Source organism: Streptomyces sp. NPDC056480, assembly GCF_042795405.1.
Lineage (GTDB): Bacteria > Actinomycetota > Actinomycetes > Streptomycetales > Streptomycetaceae > Streptomyces.
Genome location: NZ_JBHTSA010000065.1, coordinates 1 through 18,845, shown reverse-complemented (window position 1 = coordinate 18,845; position 18,845 = coordinate 1). Strand labels below are relative to the sequence as shown.

Annotated in this window: 20 protein-coding genes; 12 read left to right on the top strand and 8 right to left on the bottom strand. The window is 70.7% G+C overall.

Annotated features, from left to right (window positions below):
• Positions 1 to 5 precede the first annotated feature (5 nt).
• Positions 6 to 365 carry an NADH-quinone oxidoreductase subunit A gene (locus ACFQ79_RS25580; protein WP_019888619.1) on the bottom strand — a complete coding sequence of 120 codons (360 nt, stop codon included), beginning with the start codon at positions 363 to 365 and terminating at the stop codon, positions 6 to 8.
• 670 nt (positions 366 to 1,035) lie between these two features.
• Between ACFQ79_RS25580 and ACFQ79_RS25575 the strand changes: the two genes are divergently transcribed.
• Complete coding sequence (locus ACFQ79_RS25575) at positions 1,036 to 1,920, top strand: C40 family peptidase (RefSeq protein WP_383587352.1); 885 nt, start codon at positions 1,036 to 1,038, stop codon at positions 1,918 to 1,920.
• Positions 1,921 to 2,010: 90 nt separating this feature from the next.
• On the opposite strand, the gene ACFQ79_RS25570 is transcribed toward ACFQ79_RS25575, so the two are convergent.
• The gene (locus ACFQ79_RS25570) at positions 2,011 to 2,904 is read right to left on the bottom strand and encodes an NAD(P)-dependent oxidoreductase (RefSeq protein WP_383587350.1); all 894 of its coding nucleotides are present in this window, start codon (positions 2,902 to 2,904) and stop codon (positions 2,011 to 2,013) included.
• An 85-nt stretch (positions 2,905 to 2,989) separates the two neighbouring features.
• Between ACFQ79_RS25570 and ACFQ79_RS25565 the strand changes: the two genes are divergently transcribed.
• Complete coding sequence (locus ACFQ79_RS25565; protein ID WP_383587347.1) at positions 2,990 to 3,985, top strand: GlxA family transcriptional regulator; 996 nt, start codon at positions 2,990 to 2,992, stop codon at positions 3,983 to 3,985.
• On the opposite strand, the gene ACFQ79_RS25560 is transcribed toward ACFQ79_RS25565, so the two are convergent.
• Positions 3,951 to 5,237 carry a geranylgeranyl reductase family protein gene (locus ACFQ79_RS25560; RefSeq protein ID WP_383587344.1) on the bottom strand — a complete coding sequence of 429 codons (1,287 nt, stop codon included), beginning with the start codon at positions 5,235 to 5,237 and terminating at the stop codon, positions 3,951 to 3,953. The two genes, ACFQ79_RS25565 and ACFQ79_RS25560, sit on opposite strands and share 35 nt — an antisense overlap.
• A gap of 176 nt (positions 5,238 to 5,413) precedes the next feature.
• Between ACFQ79_RS25560 and ACFQ79_RS25555 the strand changes: the two genes are divergently transcribed.
• Positions 5,414 to 6,139 carry a peptidase inhibitor family I36 protein gene (locus tag ACFQ79_RS25555; protein WP_383587342.1) on the top strand — a complete coding sequence of 242 codons (726 nt, stop codon included), beginning with the start codon at positions 5,414 to 5,416 and terminating at the stop codon, positions 6,137 to 6,139.
• Positions 6,136 to 7,596, top strand: coding sequence for a phosphodiester glycosidase family protein (locus ACFQ79_RS25550; RefSeq protein ID WP_383587339.1), 1,461 nt, complete (start codon positions 6,136 to 6,138; stop codon positions 7,594 to 7,596). The genes ACFQ79_RS25555 and ACFQ79_RS25550 overlap by 4 nt, the downstream gene beginning before the upstream one ends.
• A 14-nt stretch (positions 7,597 to 7,610) precedes the next feature.
• Here the strand turns inward: ACFQ79_RS25550 and ACFQ79_RS25545 are convergent, their stop codons facing one another.
• A complete protein-coding gene (locus ACFQ79_RS25545) occupies positions 7,611 to 8,303 on the bottom strand; it encodes a demethylmenaquinone methyltransferase (RefSeq protein WP_383587336.1) in 693 nt (230 codons plus the stop codon).
• A 126-nt stretch (positions 8,304 to 8,429) separates the two neighbouring features.
• Between ACFQ79_RS25545 and ACFQ79_RS25540 the strand changes: the two genes are divergently transcribed.
• Positions 8,430 to 8,648, top strand: coding sequence for a hypothetical protein (locus tag ACFQ79_RS25540; protein WP_383587334.1), 219 nt, complete (start codon positions 8,430 to 8,432; stop codon positions 8,646 to 8,648).
• A 13-nt stretch (positions 8,649 to 8,661) separates the two neighbouring features.
• Here ACFQ79_RS25540 and ACFQ79_RS25535 read toward each other — a convergent pair whose 3' ends face one another.
• From ACFQ79_RS25535 to ACFQ79_RS25525, 3 genes are all read right to left on the bottom strand, one after another.
• Positions 8,662 to 9,261, bottom strand: a complete 600-nt coding sequence (locus ACFQ79_RS25535) for a hypothetical protein (RefSeq protein ID WP_383587331.1) — start codon at positions 9,259 to 9,261, stop codon at positions 8,662 to 8,664.
• Positions 9,262 to 9,268: 7 nt separating this feature from the next.
• The gene (mqnC, locus tag ACFQ79_RS25530) at positions 9,269 to 10,468 is read right to left on the bottom strand and encodes a cyclic dehypoxanthinyl futalosine synthase (RefSeq protein ID WP_187623262.1); all 1,200 of its coding nucleotides are present in this window, start codon (positions 10,466 to 10,468) and stop codon (positions 9,269 to 9,271) included.
• A 199-nt stretch (positions 10,469 to 10,667) separates the two neighbouring features.
• A complete protein-coding gene (locus ACFQ79_RS25525) occupies positions 10,668 to 11,540 on the bottom strand; it encodes a menaquinone biosynthetic enzyme MqnA/MqnD family protein (RefSeq protein WP_383587329.1) in 873 nt (290 codons plus the stop codon).
• A gap of 261 nt (positions 11,541 to 11,801) precedes the next feature.
• Between ACFQ79_RS25525 and ACFQ79_RS25520 the strand changes: the two genes are divergently transcribed.
• Complete coding sequence (locus ACFQ79_RS25520; RefSeq protein WP_015035453.1) at positions 11,802 to 12,005, top strand: cold-shock protein; 204 nt, start codon at positions 11,802 to 11,804, stop codon at positions 12,003 to 12,005.
• Between the two features lie 178 nt (positions 12,006 to 12,183).
• On the opposite strand, the gene ACFQ79_RS25515 is transcribed toward ACFQ79_RS25520, so the two are convergent.
• Entirely contained in the window at positions 12,184 to 13,020 is an 837-nt protein-coding gene (locus ACFQ79_RS25515; RefSeq protein ID WP_383587326.1) for a M23 family metallopeptidase, read from the bottom strand.
• A gap of 152 nt (positions 13,021 to 13,172) precedes the next feature.
• Between ACFQ79_RS25515 and ACFQ79_RS25510 the strand changes: the two genes are divergently transcribed.
• From ACFQ79_RS25510 to ACFQ79_RS25485, 6 genes are all read left to right on the top strand, one after another.
• Complete coding sequence (locus tag ACFQ79_RS25510; RefSeq protein ID WP_319310837.1) at positions 13,173 to 13,574, top strand: DUF1992 domain-containing protein; 402 nt, start codon at positions 13,173 to 13,175, stop codon at positions 13,572 to 13,574.
• A 76-nt stretch (positions 13,575 to 13,650) separates the two neighbouring features.
• Positions 13,651 to 14,157, top strand: a complete 507-nt coding sequence (locus tag ACFQ79_RS25505) for a DinB family protein (protein WP_383587415.1) — start codon at positions 13,651 to 13,653, stop codon at positions 14,155 to 14,157.
• 184 nt (positions 14,158 to 14,341) lie between these two features.
• Positions 14,342 to 16,657: an FG-GAP-like repeat-containing protein gene (locus ACFQ79_RS25500; protein ID WP_383587323.1), complete on the top strand. Its 2,316-nt coding sequence runs from the start codon at positions 14,342 to 14,344 to the stop codon at positions 16,655 to 16,657.
• 107 nt (positions 16,658 to 16,764) lie between these two features.
• Positions 16,765 to 17,271 (top strand): DinB family protein, encoded by a 507-nt coding sequence (locus ACFQ79_RS25495; RefSeq protein WP_383587320.1) that lies wholly within the window; start codon positions 16,765 to 16,767, stop codon positions 17,269 to 17,271.
• A gap of 10 nt (positions 17,272 to 17,281) precedes the next feature.
• Positions 17,282 to 17,902, top strand: coding sequence for an HAD family hydrolase (locus ACFQ79_RS25490; RefSeq protein WP_383587317.1), 621 nt, complete (start codon positions 17,282 to 17,284; stop codon positions 17,900 to 17,902).
• A 95-nt stretch (positions 17,903 to 17,997) separates the two neighbouring features.
• Positions 17,998 to 18,549 (top strand): DinB family protein, encoded by a 552-nt coding sequence (locus ACFQ79_RS25485; RefSeq protein WP_383587314.1) that lies wholly within the window; start codon positions 17,998 to 18,000, stop codon positions 18,547 to 18,549.
• The last annotated feature ends 296 nt before the right edge of the window (positions 18,550 to 18,845 follow it).

Below are 18,845 nucleotides of genomic sequence, written 5' to 3'. Positions count from 1 at the left end.
GCCCCTCAGTCCCATTCCAGGCCGCCGCGACGCCACACATACGCGTAGGCGACGAAGACGGTGAGCACGAAGAGCAGCATCTCCACGAGCCCGAAAAGCCCCAGGGCGTCGAAGGTGACCGCCCAGGGGTAGAGGAAGACGATCTCGATGTCGAAGACGATGAAGAGCATCGCCGTCAGGTAGTACTTGATCGGGAAGCGGCCGCCTCCGGCGGGAGTGGGTGTCGGCTCGATGCCGCACTCGTACGCCTCAAGCTTTGCCCTGTTGTACCGCTTTGGCCCGATAAGCGTGGCCATGACCACGGAGAAGATCGCAAACCCCGCACCCAGGGCGCCGAGCACGAGGACGGGCGCGTACGCATTCACGCTCCTCGCTCCTTCCAGTCGTCCTTGACCGTTGGACCGCACGGCCGGACCGTGAAAGATCGCCCCCATGTGAGGCAGTTCACAAGCCCGGCTGCCCCGCATCTTATGCCCGCCCCTCTGTGATCTGCGACACGGGGTACACCAACGACTTTGTGATCTCCACCACCTGACGAAGGATCATGAAGTCGGATGAGCGGTGATCTTGTTGCGCGAAGCGCCCAGGTGATCACCAGATGTGACATCCGGACCGGAAATCGCTGATCGGAGGGGGTGTCGCACTATCAAGTGATGGTCACTACAGGCAAATTGGTGATGGACGCATCCGGGTGATAAAGGAACCGGCCGTCGCCCGGTCGGGGGGTCCGACGGACGACGGTGGACGCGTGCGTCCGTTCACGAGCGTTCGTGAGACGGAAGTGTGACCTGCGCCACACCTCGAAGCCTCCGAAAACATGGGGCTTGGCCACATGCGTCAAGAGGTGGTAAGCGTCGGGCAATTCGGGCGTTTCATTGAAAACCCGTGATCAAGGGCCAGATGGACTGTGCCCGATTTGCCCGTTACGGCGTCAATAAAGGCGCCACAGAAGCGGATTAGGAGATTCCGAACGTAACTGTGGCGCAACCCACGTTTCTTGAAGGGAACCGTGAAGCCCTGATAGCGGTTGTCCTCATGTCCCACACCGCTCACATACCCAGCCACCGGAAGCCCCGCCGCAGCGCCTCGAAGCTCGCGCTGCGAGCCGGAGTTGCCGGTGGCGTCCTCGGCACCATCGCGGTGGCCGGTGCTGCCGGGCCGGCGAATGCCGAGCCGGTGACCGAGACCATCGAAATGCCCACCCTGGGCTCGCTCGAGACCGGCACCGGTCTCGCCTCCGCCGTCGCCGCCTCCGCCGAGGCCTCCCAGCAGGAGGCGCTCGACCAGAGCCTCCAGACGCAGGAGAACCTGGCGCTGCAGAAGGCCGCCAAGGAGGCCAAGACGGCCAAGGCCGAGGCCGACCGCAAGGCCGCCGCCGAGAAGGCCGAGAAGGCCCGCCTCAAGGCCGAGGCCGAGGCCAAGGCCGAGCAGGAGCGCAAGGAAGCCCAGGAGCGCGCCTCCCGCACCAGTGAGCGCACCCGGCTCACCTCCACGTCGGCGAGCGACGACTCCTCGGACTCCGGCTCCTCGACCGGTTCCGGCGAGAGCCAGACGCAGGCCCCCTCCGGCTCCGCCGCCGCGATCGTGGCCTTCGCCCGCGCCCAGGTCGGCGACTCGTACGTCACCGGCGGTACCGGCCCCAACTCCTGGGACTGCTCCGGCCTCGTCCAGGCCGCCTACCGCCAGGCCGGCATCGACCTGCCCCGCATCTCGTACGACCAGTCGAGCATGGGCACCTCCGTCTCCCTGAGCAACCTGCAGCCGGGCGACATCCTGTACTGGGGCAGCCGCAGCGGCTCGTACCACGTCGCGATCTACGTGGGCGGCGGCAACTACGTCGGCGCGCAGAACTCGTCGACCGGTGTCGTCGAGCGCTCCCTGGACTGGGACATGCCCTCCGGCGCGGTCCGTCTCCTCTGAGCGATCCGCACCACGCAGCACACGAGAAGCCGTCACTCCTCGGGGGAGTGACGGCTTTTCCCTGTTCAGTCCCGATCTGGCTCGTACGCCCTACTTGCGGAAGTTTTCAATGATCCGGGCGTAACTGTCCCCTCCGTGACCCGCCTCGACCGCCGCGCGCATCAGCTCCAGGTGCAGTTCCGGCAGCCGGTTGTCCACGCCCCGTGCCTCCGCCGCGTGCAGCAGGTGCCCGATCGTCGCCACCTGGACGTCGATCGTGGCGTCGTCACCCGGGTACTTCCCCTCGTCGATCTGCTCGGCGTACGTCGTCATGAACCAGGAGACCGTCTTCAGCCAGCGGGTGGCCACCGCCGTGAAGTCCCGGGCCGGCACCCCGTCCGCGCCCGCGAGGGCCGTCGCGTGCAGCCAGCCGCCGAAGACGGACCACATGAGGCCGAGCAGCCCCGCGTCGTAGAGCGAGGCGAGCCCCGCGTCCGGGCCGAGGTCCACCGGGTCGCCGAGGACGGCGAGCGTCGCGCGGTGCGCGGCCAGCAGCTCGGGCGAGCCCGAGTAGAGGAACATGTTGGCGCTGTCGCCGACCCCCGGCGGGGTCGTCATGACGGCGCCGTCGAGGTAGCCGATGCCCTGCTCGGCGGCCCACTCCGCCTCCGCACGGGCCTGCTCCGGCGAACCGGAGGTGAGGTTGACCAGGACCCGGCCGCGCAGCGACTCGGTGACGGGGGCGAGGAGTCCGCGGACGGCCGGGTAGTCGAGGACGCAGACCACGACGAGCTCGCTCGCGGTGACGGCATCGGCGACGGAGGCGGCGCGGACGGCGCCCCGGGCGACGAGGGCGTCGGCCTTCCCGGGGGTGCGGTTCCAGACGGTGGTGCGGTGGCCGGCGGCGAGGAAGGCGTCGGCGAGGGCGGACCCCATCTGGCCGAGACCGATGACCGTGATGCTCTGTGCGTCGGCGTTCCGCGCGGTGGTGTTCTGTGCGTTCATGGAATCCACGCTCTCAACGGCGGAATCCGGACGACAGTGGCAGGACCGACGATGACCGCACGATTCCTGCCGTACGGTCGACAGCATGAACGCAGGGGTCGTCGCCATCGCCGTCGTACCGGACCGGCGGATCGGAACGTCGTTGTGGGAGCTGTACGAACTCTCCCTGGCGTTGGGGGTCTTCGGCATCCCGCATCCGGACCTCGCCGACCCCTGGTACCGGCTGCGGCTGTGCGGTGACTCCGGCGAGGGCGGCGTCTTCTCCGTGCGGACCGACCACGGTCTCGACGGACTCGTGGGCGCGGACACCGCCATCGTGCCGTCCGTGCCCGACGCGGTCGTGGAGGACGGCGAGGAGGTGCCGGCCGAGCTGGTCGAGGCGCTGCGCGCGGCCGCCGCGTCCGGCGCCCGGATGGTGTCGCTGTGCACCGGTGCCTTCGCGCTCGCCGCGGCCGGCGTCCTCGACGGCCGCCGGGCCACCGCGCACTGGCAGCACAGCGCGCAACTGGCCGCCCGCCACCCCGAGGTGATCGTGGACGACTCGGTCCTCTACACGGACGAGGGGTCCGTCCTGACCAGCGCCGGGGCCACCGCCGCGCTCGACCTCTGCCTGCATCTGGTGCGCACCGACCTCGGGGCGACCGTCGCCGGTCAGCTGGCCCGTCGCCTCGTCGTCCCGGCCCACCGTCCCGGCGGCCAGGCCCAGTTCATCGAGGCGCCGCTGCCGCCGAGCGACGACGACAGCCTCGCGCCGGTGCTGCAGTGGGCGACCGCGCACCTCGCCGAGCCGCTGACCGTGGAGGACCTGGCCCGGCGGGCCCGGATGAGCCCGCGCACCTTCCACCGGCGGGTGCGCGAGGAGTACGGCACCACCCCGCTGCAGTGGCTGCTCCAGCAGCGGGTGGCCCGCGCCCAGACCCTGCTCGAGTCCACCGACCTGCCCGTGGAGCTGGTCGGCGACCACAGCGGTCTTGGCTCCGCGGCCAATCTGCGCCGCCACTTCACCCGTGCCGTCGGGGTGTCCCCGTCCGGCTACCGGCAGGCGTTCAGGCCTTCGGGGCCACCTTCGAGAGTCCGTTGATGATGCGGTCCATGGCGTCGCCGCCCGACGGGTCGGTCAGGTTCGCGAGCATCTTCAGCGTGAACTTCATGAGCAGCGGGTGGGTCAGGCCGCGCTGGGTCGCGATCTTCATGACCTTGGGGTTGCCGATGAGCTTCACGAAGGCGCGGCCGAGCGTGTAGTAGCCGCCGTAGGTGTCCTTGAGGACCTGGGGGTAGTTCTGCAGGGCGAGTTCGCGCTGGGCGGGGGTCGCGCGGGCGTGGGCCTGGACGATGACGTCGGCGGCGATCTGGCCGGACTCCATGGCGTACGCGATGCCCTCGCCGTTGAACGGGTTGACGAGACCGCCGGCGTCGCCGACGAGCAGCAGGCCCTTGGTGTAGTGCGGCTGGCGGTTGAAGGCCATCGGGAGGGCGGCGCCGCGGATCGGCATCGTCATGTTGTCCGGGGTGAAGCCCCAGTCCTCCGGCATCGAGGCGCACCAGGCCTTGAGGACCTCGCGCCAGTCCAGCTCGCGGAAGGCCTTGGAGGAGTTGAGGATGCCGAGGCCGACGTTGGACGTGCCGTCGCCCATGCCGAAGATCCAGCCGTAGCCGGGCAGGAGCCGGTCCTGCGCGCCGCGCCGGTCCCACAGCTCCAGCCAGGACTCCAGGTAGTCGTCGTCGTGCCGGGGCGAGGTGAAGTACGTGCGGACCGCGACGCCCATCGGGCGGTCCTCGCGCCGGTGCAGGCCCATCGCCAGGGAGATCCGGGTGGAGTTGCCGTCGGCGGCGACGACGAGCGGGGCGTGGAAGGTGACCTCGCGCTTCTCCTCGCCGAGCTTGGCGTGGACGCCGGTGATCCGGCCGGTACGGTCGTCGATGATCGGGGCGCCGACGTTGCAGCGCTCGTAGAGGCGCGCGCCGGCCTTCTGGGCCTGGCGGGCGAGCTGCTCGTCGAAGTCGTCGCGCTTGCGGACGAGTCCGTAGTCCGGGTACGAGGCGAGTTCCGGCCAGTCGAGCTCCAGGCGGACGCCGCCGCCGATGATCCGCAGGCCCTTGTTCCGCAGCCAGCCGGCCTCTTCGGAGATGTCGATGCCCATGGAGACGAGCTGCTTGGTGGCGCGGGGGGTGAGGCCGTCGCCGCAGACCTTCTCGCGGGGGAACGCGGTCTTCTCCAGGAGGAGGACGTCCAGTCCGGCCTTGGCGAGGTAGTACGCGGTGGTCGAGCCGGCCGGGCCCGCCCCGACGACGATCACATCTGCGCTGTGCTCGGAGAGGGGCTGCTCGGTCACGGCGGATTCTCCCGGAGACTCGACGGTAGGAGGCGGTACGGACGTACCGGGGCAGTCTATGGGGGCGGGTCGCGGACCGTCCGGAGGGCCACCCGAAGGCGTGCTGAGGACCGCTCGGCGAGACGGAACCGAACCGGAATTCGTACATCCGTGCGACGGTGTCATGATCGCCGGTCGTGACCACCATTCGTACGACCGGCATACGGCGGGGCTCGCTGATCACAGCCGTCCTCGCCCTCATCTGTTCGGCGTTCCTCATCCTGCCCGCGAACGCCGACCCCGTCCCCTTCGAGGACTGCGGCCAGGGCGTGCTCTGCCTCTACGACGGCTCCGGCGGCACCGGCACCCGCCTGGACGTCGCCGAGGGCGGCAAGGACGAGCAGTACACCGGCACCGCCCTGTCCGTGCAGAACAACACCCGCATGTGGGCCTGCGTCTACGGCAAGGGCCGGTACGGCGGCTCCCTCCAGACCGTCAAGCCGGGCAACGACGACGAGTACGTCACCGGCGGCACCCGCTGGATCGTCGCCTCGTACAAGCTCGTGCCCACCCGCGCCCTGTGCTTCACCGGCTACGAGCGCTGCGAGAACGGCAAGGTCTGCACCTTCGCCGAGCGCAACGGACGCGGCGCGATGACCGTCCACGTCCCGGCCGTCGACCCCGCCACACAGAACCTCGGCAACAGCTACGGCGCCGAGACCGCCCCCGAGTCCGTCTGGAACCGGACCGGCAGGCACCTGTGCTTCTACCTCGAGCCCGACTACACCGGCACCTGGACCGAGGGCACCCAGGCGTACGGCGCGTACGTCGTCCTCCGCGGCGACAGCATCACCCTCCCCTCCTCCCTCGCGCGCGCCTTCCGCTCCCACGAGCTCGTCAACGGAACCTCGGAGTGCCAGTGACCACGCCCCCGCGCCCGGCTCTCGCCGTCGCCGCCGCCCTCGTCGCGGCCCTCGCCCTGACCACCTCGGCCACCGCCTCCCCCGCCGTGGAGAAGGGGACGAGCCCACTCGCCGCGAACTGGATCAAGAAGGACGTCGACCGGACCGTCCCCGGCGTCACCCGCACCACCTGGATCGAGGACGAACCGGACAACCGCACCGCCGGCCGCGTCCTCCAGATCGTCGAGATCGACCCGAACACCGCCCCCGTAGGCCTGGCGAGCACGATCGGCACGGCCGACGGCCTGGCCGAGACAACCGCCGAACAGCTCGCCGGAGTCAGCTCGGTGCCCGCCAGGCACCCCGTGGCCGGCGTCAACGGCGGCCTGTTCAAGTCGGAGAGGAAGCACCCCTCCCACGTCCTGCCCGCCGACGCCGAGCCCACCACCCTCCAGCACGTGGGCGTCTCGGTCACCGACGGCGTCCTGCACAGCTCCAGCTGCTGGCGGCGGGACGGCAAGGGCACCTCGGGCGCCGTGATCCAGTACGGCGTCCCGTACATCACCACGCTCCGCACGGACCTCCGGCTCGCCTCCTCCGACGGAGCCACCGAGCGCCTCGACGACATCAACCGGGACCCGGGCCGCGCCCGCGGCTGCGCCCGCGACGGCGAGGACAGGCTCGTCCCCGAGGACGTCTCCAAGCAGAGAGGCGTCTACACCGACCCCGACGAGATCGTCCTGTTCACCGACGACTACCGGTTCCCGATCCCCAAGCCCGGCCTCGACCCCACCGTCGCCACCGAGGACGACCCCGGCTTCGAGGTCGTCCTCGACTCCACGGACAAGGTGACGGCCGCCCACGAGGGCCGCGGCGGCGGAGGCGCCGCCGCACAGGTCAAGGTGCCGGCCGGCGGCCGCATCCTGCAGGGCGTCGGCCAGGGCGCCGCGTGGCTGCGCACCCATGCCACCCCCGGCAGCACCCTGACGGTCGGCCAGAAGCTCACCGACACACGGCTCGACCGGGAGATCCCGCTGGACCCGTCGGTCGACGTCGTCGGCTCCTTCCACCAGGTCCTCCGTGACGGCGACGTCCCCGTCGAACTTCCCGACACCTGCAACCAGTCGGGCCCGGGCAAGGAACCCGGCACCGAGAACTGCACCGACTCCCGGGTCGCCCTCGGCACCGACGTCCACGGCCGGCCGGTGCTCGCCACCCTGACCGGGCAGGTCCAGGCGACGAACACCACCACCCACGAGGACGGAGCGACCCTGAGGACCTTCGCCGAGCTCCTGGGCTCCGAGGAGCTCGGGCTGATCGACGCGCTCAACCTGGACGGCGGCGGCTCGGCGACCCTGATGACGGGCACCAGGACGCACACCCCGCCGACGGACCGGGTGAACGGCGTGTACGTGCACCGGCACGTGGCCGACTCCGTGTACGCGGGGATCAGCGGCTACGGCATGTACGCCAGGTAACCGCCGGTACGCCCTCAGGCCTTGAAACCCCGGTGGAGGGCGACGATGCCACCGGTCAGGTTCCGCCACGCGACCTGCGACCAGCCGGCCTTCCGGAGCATGCCCGCCAGGGTCGGCTGGTCGGGCCAGGAGCGGATCGACTCGGCCAGGTACACGTAAGCGTCCGGGTTCGAGGAGACCGCGCGGGCCACCGGCGGCAGCGCGCGCATCAGGTACTCCTCGTACACCGTGCGGAACGGCGCCCAGGTGGCGTGCGAGAACTCGCTGATGACGACCCGGCCCCCGGGCTTCGTCACGCGGTACATCTCGCGCAGCGCCTGCTCGGTGTCCTGGATGTTCCGCAGGCCGAAGGAGATGGTGACGGCGTCGAACACGTCGTCGCGGAACGGCAGCTTCGTGCCGTCACCGGCCGTGAACGGCATCCACGGGTGGTTCTTCTTGCCGACCCGGAGCATCCCGAGCGAGAAGTCGCAGGGCACGACGTACGCGCCCGCGCGGGCGAAGGGCTGCGAGGAGGTGGCCGTGCCGGCGGCCAGGTCCAGGACCTTCTGCGCGGGGCGCGCGTCGACCGCCTTCGCGACCTCCTTGCGCCAGCGCCGGTCCTGGCCCAGGGAGAGCACGTCGTTCGTGAGGTCGTAGTTCGCCGCCACGTCGTCGAACATCGAGGCGACTTCGTGCGGCTGCTTGTCCAGGGAGGCTCGGGTCACCCGGCCATTGTGGCAGCCGCCGGAATCCGTCTTCGTACCGCTTCGGCCTTTCGGACCCGGTCGCTCTCAAGGATGGGCGAGTGCATGACAGCGGCCGGCGCAGGCCGGCGGGAAGGCAGGGGTGGGATGGCGGGAAGGCAGGGGTGGGATGGCGGCACCGACCGAAGCGGGGCCCGGACCGGCGGCCGGAGCGGCGAGCGGAGCGGGGCCCGGCCGGCGGCCGGAGCGGGGACACCGCGACAGCTGCCGGCCGTCGACCGGGACCCGCGCTTCCTCGACCTGGTGCGGGACGCGGACGAGAACCCGGTCGAGAAGGAGGCGCCGCCCGCGATCCCGGCCGGCTGATCCGCGTCGCCGCTCAGCGGGCCCGGAACACCAGCCGCCCGCCGATGACGGTGGCGACGCAGGTGGACGCGCCGAGGCGGGCCAGGGACGCCCGGTCCGGGACGTCGAAGACGGCGAAGCGGGCCGGGGATCCCGGTGCCAGGGCCGGCAGCAGCACCAGCGGCACGGGGGAGAACGACGGCCCGCCCGGGAGCTTCTCCGGGCGGCGGCCGACGGCGAGACCGGCCCGGCGTACGGCGTCCACCGCGGCCCGGTCGCGCAGTTCGCCGGCGACGGCCACCGTCCCGTGGGCGAGGAGCCGCTGCACGCCGCGGCGTGCGGAGGCGCCCCGGCGGGACGGGTCGGCCCGGAAGATCCGCTGCGCCCGCTCGCCGGTGATCGGCTCGGTGCCGAACCCCTCGGCCTCACGGGGGTCGGGGTGGTACATGCCTTCGAGCAGTTCGGGGCCGAACGGGTTGAGGAGTCCGGGGGTGAGGACGCCGGGCCACCGCCGCACCCGGGCCTCGGGCCGGACGGCGGCCAGGTCGTCGAACGGGCCGACGGCGGCGATGCGGTCGCCGTCGACGAGGACGGCGGTCTCGGGCGACGCCTCGGCGACGTGGATGGTCAGCACGGGCGCGTCAGTTGGCGTCGAGGAGCTTCAGCTCGGGGTGTGCCGTGCCGCCCTCGATCGCCGTGGACGAGATGTGGGAGGCGACGCGCTCGTCGACCGGGTCGTTCGCCGGGTCGTCGTGGACGACGATGTGCTCGTACGTCGTCGTGCGCTGCGCCGGGACGCGGTCCGCCGTACGGATCATGTCGATCATCTCGCGCAGGTTGGAGCGGTGCTTGGCGCCGGCCGAGGAGACGACGTTCTCCTCCAGCATGATCGAGCCGAGGTCGTCCGCGCCGTAGTGCAGGGTGAGCTGGCCGATCTCCTTGCCCGTGGTGAGCCACGAGCCCTGGATGTGGGCGACGTTGTCGAGGAACAGCCGGCCGATGGCGATCATGCGCAGGTACTCGAGGAGCGTGGCCTGCGTGCGGCCCTTGAGGTGGTTGTTCTCGGGCTGGTACGTGTACGGGATGAAGGCCCGGAAGCCGCCCGTCCGGTCCTGCACGTCACGGATCATCCGCAGGTGCTCGATCCGCTCGGCGTTGGTCTCGCCGGTGCCCATCAGCATGGTGGACGTCGACTCGACGCCGAGGCCGTGCGCGATCTCCATGATCTCCAGCCAGCGCTCGCCGCTCTCCTTGAGCGGGGCGATGGCCTTGCGCGGCCGCTCCGGCAGGAGCTCCGCGCCGGCGCCCGCGAAGGAGTCGAGGCCCGCCGCGTGGATGCGGGTGATGGCCTCCTCGACGGAGACCCCGCTGATCCGGGCCATGTGCTCGACCTCGGACGCGCCGAGGGAGTGGATGACCAGCTGCGGGAACTCGGCCTTGATGGCGGCGAAGTGCTTCTCGTAGTACTCGACGCCGTAGTCCGGGTGGTGGCCGCCCTGGAACATGATCTGGGTGCCGCCGAGCTCCACGGTCTCCGCGCAGCGGCGCAGGATGTCGTCGAGGTCGCGGCTCCACCCCTTCTTCGTGTCCTTGGGGGCCGCGTAGAAGGCGCAGAACTTGCACGCCGTCACGCAGACGTTCGTGTAGTTGATGTTCCGCTCGATGATGTACGTCGCGATGTGCTCGGTCCCCGCGTACCGGCGGCGGCGCACGGCGTCGGCGGCGGAGCCGAGCGCGTGCAGGGGCGCCGAGCGGTAGAGGTCGAGCGCCTCCTCGGGGGTGATCCGGCCACCCGCGGCAGCGCGGTCGAGAACAGACTGGAGTTCGGCCTTCTCGGTCACCGGGTGTGTCCCTTTCGGAGGGGTTCTGTCGACCGAACCAGCCTACGCCAGCGCTCCTCACGGCTTCCGTCGGGTGGCGTGCGGGGGCGGGACGGTAATACGGACGGTCCGGACATGGATAAAGGGGTGAATTACCGAACGGAGACGCGACGGCGAATTCCGGGAAGCCGAATCGGGAACCCGGAACGCGCGCGCCCCGCTAATCCCGCGCCGGCCGAAGCAGTTCCACGGTGACGTCCGACGGGAAGCCGGTCGTGGCGCCGGTGCGGCGGGCGAACTCACGGACCCCGGCGAGCTGCTCGGGACCGAAGCGGAAGTCGAGCGTACGGAAGTACCGCTCCAGGAGCTCGGCGTCGAAGGTCTCCCAGCGGGCGGCCTGCTCGGCGACCTTGGCGACCCCCTCGAGGGACAGGTCCCGGGAGGCCAGGAACGCCTGGTGCACCTCGTGGACGGTCTCCGGCTCGCGCGCCAGGAAGTCCTTGCGCGCCGCCCACACGGCGAAGACGAACGGGAGGCCCGTCCAGTCCTTCCACATGAGCCCGAGGTCGTGGACCTGGAGGCCGAGCCGGGGCGCGTCGTGCAGCGAGGCGCGGAGCGCGGCGTCGCCGATGAGGACGGCCGCCTCGGCCTCCTGCATCATCACGCCCAGGTCAGGCGGGCAGGTGTAGTAGTCCGGCGCCACCCCGTACTGCTCGGCGAGGAGCAGCTGGGCGAGGCGTACGGAGGTACGGGACGTGGAGCCGAGCGCGACGCGCGCCCCGTCCAGCTCCTCCAGGGGCCGCTGCGAGACGATCACGCAGGACATGACGGGCCCGTCGCAGCCGACGGCGATGTCGGGGAGCGCGACCAGGTCCGACGCGTTGCGGAGGTACTCGACGAGGGTGATGGGGCCGATGTCCAGATCGCCCCGGACGAGCCGCTCGCTGAGCTTCTCGGGGGTGTCCTTGGTCAGCTCGAGGTCGAGGAGCGTTCCGGTCCTGGCCAGGCCCCAGTAGAGGGGGAGGCAGTTCAGGAACTGGATGTGCCCGACGCGGGGCCGGCTGCGCTGCTGGTCGTCGGTTGCATTGTCCACATCGTGAGGCTAGACCCGTCTCGTACCGTGGGCATCGCCGGGGCACACGCGTCAGCACACGGAGCGAGATCAAACATGCGAGTGACGTGATCTTTCCCTCTACCGTCCTGGGCGACCTGCGTGCTACGCTCAACGCAAGTTGCAGTTTGGTTTCCCTTGCAGTACAGAGCCTGCGGAGCATGTGACCCGCAGGCTTTTGTAGTTTTCAGACTTGTTTGCAGGTTCTGGAGCAGGGCGACCCTTTGGCCCATAGGAGGGCTCATGGCTACCGGAACCGTGAAGTGGTTCAACGCTGAAAAGGGCTTCGGCTTCATCGCCCAGGACGGCGGCGGCCCGGATGTCTTCGTCCACTACTCCGCGATCAACGCGAACGGCTTCCGTTCGCTCGAGGAGAACCAGCTCGTGACCTTCGACGTCACGCAGGGCCCGAAGGGCCCGCAGGCGGAGAACGTCTCCCCGGCCTAAGGGCCTGGGTCGGCGAACACGCACGACTAGAGCAGTACCCAAGGAGCCCCGCTCCGTGCCTTCGGGCACGAGCGGGGCTCCTGCCCTTTCGGGGCCCTTTGATCCTTTCGGGCCCTTGAGCCCTTTCCCGCCCGTCAGGGCGCTCCGGGCTCCTCGTGGCTCGGGCCCTTTCCGGCGCTCAGCAGTTCGGGATCACGGCTCCGTTGTTGTCGCGGGCCTCGTCGTTGCCCCAGCGGGACAGGTAGTAGGCGGAGACGTACGCCCCGCGCCCGTTCTTCCCTGCGTACACGGTGTCGAGGTCGGTCTTGAGCCACCAGTGGTTGTAGTTCCCGGCGGAGTCCCGGATCTCCTGGCCCCAGACCTTGCAGTAGACGTAGTTCGTGCCCTGGTTCAGGACGCCCTGGGGTGCGGTCGTGTCGGCCTGGGCGTAGCCCGTGGCATTGGCGAAGGTGTCGACCCAGTACTTCCCGCCTCCCCCGCCCGAGCAGCCGTTGTCGCTGGTCAGGGACTTGGAGCCGTACGAGCCGGGGTAGGGCGCGAGCGAGGCGCCGTTGATCACGATCGACTGGCCGACGCCGTTGTAGAGCTGCTCGTAGTGGATGTGGGCGCCGGAGCTGTTGCCGGTGCTGCCGGTGGTGCCGATCTGCTGGCCCTGGGAGACAGCGGCGCCGTTCGCCACCGTGTACGCGTTCAGGTGGAAGTAGTACGTCTTCCAGCCGCCACCGTGGTCGACCACGATGTAGTTGCCGGCGCCGGACGGCTGGGAGTAGCGGTACGCGGTCCCGGACGCCGAGGCCAGGACGGGGGTGCCGGCGGTCGTACCGCCGTCGGACCGGATGAAGTCGAGGGCCTGGCGGACCTCGGCCGAGTGGTGGCTGTACGTCCAGGTCTGGCCGCAGGGGAAGGGCGCCTTGAAGAGCGGCGCCGCCTGGGCGGGCGTGGTGGTGACGAGCGCGGTGAGCAGGCCCGCGACGAGCGCGAGCAGGGTGCCGAGGGGGGTGATCCGGGCACGCATGCGTCCTCCGGTACGTGGGGGTCGGTGGCCTGGGGACAGGGGTCGACGCGCGTTGACCCCCGGGGAACGGACCACAGCGTGCCGGAAGATCACGTCGCGCAGTAGACCGCGAAGACCACACCCGCGCCACGGGACTTACGTAGTCTGGACACATGACCGAACGCAAGCCGCCCGGAGTCAGCTTCGAGTCGTTCGTGGACAAGCAGATCCGCGAGGCGTCGGAGCGTGGTGAGTTCAGCAGCCTGTCGGGGTTCGGGAAGCCGCTCCCCGACGACTCGGCCCCGTACGACGAGCTGTGGTGGATCAAGGGAAAGATGCACCGCGAGGGCGCGTCCGTGCTCCCCCCGTCGCTGGCCCTGCGCAAGGCCGCGGAGGACGCGGAGGAGGCGGTGGCCGCGGCCGTCTCCGAAAGCCAGGTCCGCCGGATCCTCGGCGAGATCAACACCAGGATCGCCGAGGCGCTGCTCCGCCCGCCGGCCGGCCCGCCGCTGAACCTCAAGCCCTTCGACGTCGAGGCGACGGTCGAACGGTGGCGCGCGGAGCGGAGCTCGTAACCCCGGCCGGCGCGTCACCCCGGCCGGCTCGCACCCCCTGCTCGCTCGTCGTCGAGAGGAGCCCCTCATGTCCCACCTGAACAGCGCCGGTCTGCTGCTCGACTCGTTCGGCCGGATCCAGGAGGCCGTCCACGAGGCCGTGGAGGGCCTCACCGAGGACCGGCTCGCCGCCCGGATCGATCCGGACGCCAACTCGATCGCCTGGCTCGTCTGGCACCTCACCCGGATCCAGGACGATCACCTCGCGGGTGCCTTCGGCACCGACCAGCTGTGGGACACGGACGGCTGGCGGGACCGCTTCGGGCTGCCCTTCGGGAAGCAGGCGACCGGGTACGGCCAGACGAGCGCGCAGGTGGGCAAGGTGCGCGTCCCGGCGGAGCTGCTGCTCGGCTACTACGACGCGGTGCACGCACGGAGCCTCGACCTGGTGCGGCCGGTGACCAACGCGGACCTCGACCGGGTCGTCGACGCCGCGTGGGACCCGCCGGTCACTCTCGGAGTGCGCCTGGTGTCGGTGATCGCGGAGGACCTCCAGCACGCGGGGCAGGCGGCGTACGTACGCGGTGTGGTGGAGCGCGGCTGACTCCCCCCGTCACGGGGCTCGAACTCACCGGTCCCGCCTTCCTCGTGAACCCCTCCCCTCACGAGCCCTGCTCTCGCGATCCCTTGACCTCGTGAACCCGTACAACCCCTTGGCCCCCTCGCGAGTCTCATCGAACGGCGCGCGCACGGTCGCGCGCCGTTCCATTGCCATGGGGGGCACTTCCTTGAGTTCAGCACGTACGTCGCGCCGTCACGTCTCCGTCGCGATCACCACCGTCCTCGCCGTCACCCTCGGCGCCGGCGCACTCGCCGCCCCGGCGAGTGCCGCGCCCGCGACGGCCGTCGTGGCGAAGGCCGCCGACGCCACCACCACACCCCTCGCGTACGCGGGCGGCGCCCTGCTCGGCGCCGGGACGACCGGATACCTGACGCGGAACGGCACCGACGAGAATCCGGAACTCCGCTGGACGACGTTCGCGGACGGCACCTCGACGGTGCTGCCCGCGACCCGGAAGACCCGCGCCGAGGTCTACGTCTCGGGCTCCTCCGACATCCTCATGACGTCCGAGGAGGGCCGGTACAACGGCACGTCCCAGCACATCACCCTGCGCAACCTGAGCACCGGCGCCGCACCCGTGGACATCGACTTCACGAAGCTCGGCGCGGACCACCGGTTCGCGGGGCTCGTCGGCTCCACGCTGCTCGCCAGGGGGACCGGCGCGGACGGCGTCGACGAGCTGCTGTTGCTCGACGCGACCGGCGACGGGCAGTCCGCCCGCAGGGTGACGGGTCTTCCCGAGGGCGCGATCGTCGGCACCGTCGCGGCCTCGCGCCCCGGGACCGCGCTGGTCAACTACGCCGTGCACTCCGGAACCGACATCTCGCGGTACCTGGTCACGGTGGACCTGGCGACGGCGGCGGTCACGGGCCCGGCGTACGACGTCATGGAGAGCCGCTACGCCGGCGACACCTCCGCACTCTCGGCCGCCCATGCCGCCTGGCCCGAGTCCGGCGACCGCACCGTGAAGCTGGTGATCGCCGACCTGGGCTCCGGGACGGTGCGGCGCATCCCCGTGGGCGAGGGCGGGACCGCGGGGACGAACGTCGGCCTGGTCGGCTCGTGGGTCACCTACGGAACCCCGACCGGGCTCGACGACGAGGGAACCACCGCCGTCCCTCCGCTGCAGACCTTCACGGCCAGGTCCCTGACCTCCGAGGAAACGATCCCGCTCCTCGACCACATGACCCACACCGTGGCCGCCCCGGACGGCACGCTGCTCGCCTTCGGCGGCACCGTCGAGAAGGGCGAGGGCCTCTACAGGATCGCGGCCGGCGCGGACGGGAGGCCGGCCGCCGAGCTGGTCGCCACCACCGGGCAGCCGACCAGGCTGACCTACCTGGGGGACCAGTTCCGGCACCTCGACCTCGACGGGGACCCGTCCAAGATCCATCTGAAGTGGCGGATGTCCCGGGTCAACGCCGACGTGTACCTCAAGCTGACCCACCGCCGGACCGGCGAGACCTTCTCGCTCAAGATGCACGTCTACCGCGAGTCCGCCGGCGCCTACTACTACGACGACCAGACCTTCGGCCTCACCTGGGCCGAGATCGCGCAGTCCTCGAAGCTGGGCAGGCTGGCCAACAGCGGCCACTACGACTGGTCGTTCCGCGCCGTCCCGCAGAACGGCATCGGGCCGGCCCTCGAGGCCAAGGGCGAGTTCTACGCCAAGCGCACGAGCGACCCGCACGACCTGAGCGAGAACCGCACCCCGGACCTGATCGCCCGGGACAGCGAGGGTCTGCTGTGGCAGATCGACACCGCGTACGACGCGGCCGGGAAGACCCTCGTCGCCACGGGCCCGCGCGACCCGGCCGGGTACAGCTGGCACGTCTACGACCGGATCGAGTCCATCGGCAACATCGGAGGAGCCGGCGGCGACTTCGTCGCCCGCGACCGGGACGGCGTCCTGTGGATCTACGACGGCGCCGGAGTCGGATTCAACGTGACGTTCCCTCCCCGGACGAGGATCGGCGGCGGCTGGAACACGTACACCGAGCTGACCGGCGGCAGCGACCTCAACGGCGACGGCAAGCCCGACCTCGTCGCCGTCGACAAGACCGGCGACCTCTACCTGTACCCGTCGAGCACCACCCGCCCCACGTTGTACAACCCGCGCAAGAAGGTCGGCCACGGCTGGGAGGTCTACGACCAGATCACCGCCACCGGCAACATCGGCGGCAACCCGGCGGGCGACCTCGTCGCCCGCGACAAGGCCGGGAAGCTGTGGCTGTACCTCGGCAAGGGCGACGGCACCTTCGCCACGCGGACACCGATCGGCAACGGCTGGGGCCCCTACACCGACCTCGTCGGCATCGGTGACGGCAACGGCGACGGCACGCCCGACCTGTACGCACGCGGAACGGGGAACACCTCGTACTTCTACGCCGGTACGGGCGACTGGAAGTACCCCTTCAAGGCCCGCACCGCCAGCAGCGTCCTGGGCGACGACGAGAACAACGCCTACGACAAGGTGTCCTGACCCACCGCCATCCGGCCCGGTGCCACGAGGGTCCTCCCCGGCAGCCTGCCGGGGAGGACCCGATAAACACGTCGACAGAAACGCGGTGATCGGCGAACCTTCGTGCGATGACCAGACTCAGCGACACTCCGCCCGCGTGGGACGAGCGCACCCAGCTCGCCACGTTCCTCGACTACGCACGCGACACCGCCCGAGCCAAGTGCGAGGGCGTCTCCGAGGAGAACGCCCGCACGGCGCCCCTGCCGGGCTCACCCCTGATGACCATGAGCGGAGTGATCAACCACCTCCGCTGGGTCGAGTACTACTGGTTCCAGGTGGTCTTCCTCGGCGAGGACGACAAGGGCCCCTGGACCGAGGAGGACCCCGACCGCGAGATGCGCATCGCGGTCGACTTCCCCGTCGCGCAGCTGCTCGACGAGTACGCCGGACAGAGCGCCCGCTACCGCGAACTCGTCGCCGGGCACGACCTGGACGCCCGGGCCGAGCGACCCATCCGCGACGGCCGGCACGTCGACCTCCGCTGGATCGTCCTCCACCTCGTGGAGGAGACGTCCCGGCACAACGGCCATCTGGACATCCTGCGCGAGCTGGTCGACGGCACGACCGGCGCCTAGCATCGGGCGCATGACCAGCACGTTCGTTCTCTTCGACGTAGACGGCACCCTCATGGACGCCGTCGCCAACCAGCGCCGCGTCTGGCACGAGTGGGCCGCGCGGTACGGGCTCGACGGGGACGAGGTGTACGCCGTCGCGCTCCGGACCCGGCCCGTCGAGACGTTCGCGGCCGTGGTCCCGGGACGGGACCCGGACGAGTGCCTCGCCCTGCTGCACGCGCTGGAGGACGAGGACGTCCGGACGGGCTCGTACGCGGCCTTCGACGGGGCCGCGGAGCTGCTGAACGCCCTGCCCGCGGACCGATGGGCACTCGTCACGTCGAACTACGAGCACCGGGTGCGGGGACGGTTCGAGCGGACCGGGCTTCCGATGCCGGGGCTGATCGTGGACGCGGCGTCGGTGGCCGAGGGAAAGCCGTCCCCGGTGCCGTACCTGCTCGCGGCGGAGAAGCTGGGAGCGGACCCGGCGGACTGCCTGGTGATCGAGGACGCGCCGTCCGGCGTCCGCTCGGGCCTGGCGGCCGGGATGACGGTCTGGACGGTCAACACCGAGGCTCCGCACCCGGAGGCCCACCGGCACTTCCGGTCGCTGGCGGAGGCCGCGCCTCACATCGCGGACGCGGTGGCCTGAGGAAGTCGGTCGGGTGTCGGGTCGGCTCTGGAGCTGACGCCGGCTCCGGCCTCGTACGGGTTATCGGGCGGGCGCCCGAAGACCATGATGCGGGTATGAAGATTCCCGACCGACGGATCGAACTGTTCACCGGCGCCGAGAGCGAGCGCCGGTTCGGCGGCCCTGCGACCGGCGACGAGAAGACCATGCTGGTGGCCATGCTGGACGCCCAGAGGGCCACGTTGAAGCTGAAGTGCTCGGGGCTGGGAGCGGAGGTGGCCACGCGGTCCGTGCCGCCGTCCTCGCTGTCCCTGCTGGGCCTCGTACGGCACCTCGCGGACGTGGAACGCCGCTGGTTCCGGTCCGTGCTCGCAGGACAGGACGTCGAGCTGCGCTTCTCCTCCGCCGAAGCCCCGGAGGGCGACTTCGACGGCTCAGGACCGGAACCCGAGATCGTCGCGGAGTCCTGGGAGGCCTGGGAGGCCGAAGTCGCCTTCGCGGAAGCCTTCGTGGCCGAGGCTCCGCACCTCGACGGCGAGGGTCACGACTCGTGGCGGGGAGCGGTCTCGCTGCGCTGGGTGCTCATCCACATGATCGAGGAGTACGCCCGCCACAACGGCCACGCAGACCTGATCCGCGAGCGGATCGATGGGGCGGTTGGGGTGTGATGGGTGTGGTGGGTGTGGTGGGCTTGGGGTCCTGGAGGGTGCGGGTCTTGGGGCCTTGGGGCGGGCGTTTCGAGTGAGCTTCTGGTGGGACCGCCCTCTTTCCGAGAGTCGCTCCTTCCGGTGGTGCGTCAAGGGCGCTCCTTCGTCCCGTCGCTGCGCGATGGGCTGCGCCCACCCTTGACCCACCACCTCCAGGAGCGAAAACACTCTCGGAGGGCGGTCCGGGGGCGGGGTCCACGCCGGGCTTCGGGCATCGGCCGGGCGTCGCGTGCGTGTGCCGGTCGGTGGGTGGGGGC

Excerpts from the sequence above, each read along its gene's own strand:
- ACFQ79_RS25575 (WP_383587352.1), top strand. The coding sequence starts at position 1,036 with ATGTCCCACACCGCTCACATACCCAGCCACCGGAAGCCCCGCCGCAGC.
- ACFQ79_RS25570 (WP_383587350.1), bottom strand. The coding sequence starts at position 2,904 with ATGAACGCACAGAACACCACCGCGCGGAACGCCGACGCACAGAGCATC.
- ACFQ79_RS25565 (WP_383587347.1), top strand. The coding sequence starts at position 2,990 with ATGAACGCAGGGGTCGTCGCCATCGCCGTCGTACCGGACCGGCGGATC.
- ACFQ79_RS25540 (WP_383587334.1), top strand. The coding sequence starts at position 8,430 with ATGGCGGGAAGGCAGGGGTGGGATGGCGGCACCGACCGAAGCGGGGCC.
- ACFQ79_RS25520 (WP_015035453.1), top strand. The coding sequence starts at position 11,802 with ATGGCTACCGGAACCGTGAAGTGGTTCAACGCTGAAAAGGGCTTCGGC.
- ACFQ79_RS25515 (WP_383587326.1), bottom strand. The coding sequence starts at position 13,020 with ATGCGTGCCCGGATCACCCCCCTCGGCACCCTGCTCGCGCTCGTCGCG.
- ACFQ79_RS25510 (WP_319310837.1), top strand. The coding sequence starts at position 13,173 with ATGACCGAACGCAAGCCGCCCGGAGTCAGCTTCGAGTCGTTCGTGGAC.
- ACFQ79_RS25495 (WP_383587320.1), top strand. The coding sequence starts at position 16,765 with ATGACCAGACTCAGCGACACTCCGCCCGCGTGGGACGAGCGCACCCAG.
- ACFQ79_RS25490 (WP_383587317.1), top strand. The coding sequence starts at position 17,282 with ATGACCAGCACGTTCGTTCTCTTCGACGTAGACGGCACCCTCATGGAC.
- ACFQ79_RS25485 (WP_383587314.1), top strand. The coding sequence starts at position 17,998 with ATGAAGATTCCCGACCGACGGATCGAACTGTTCACCGGCGCCGAGAGC.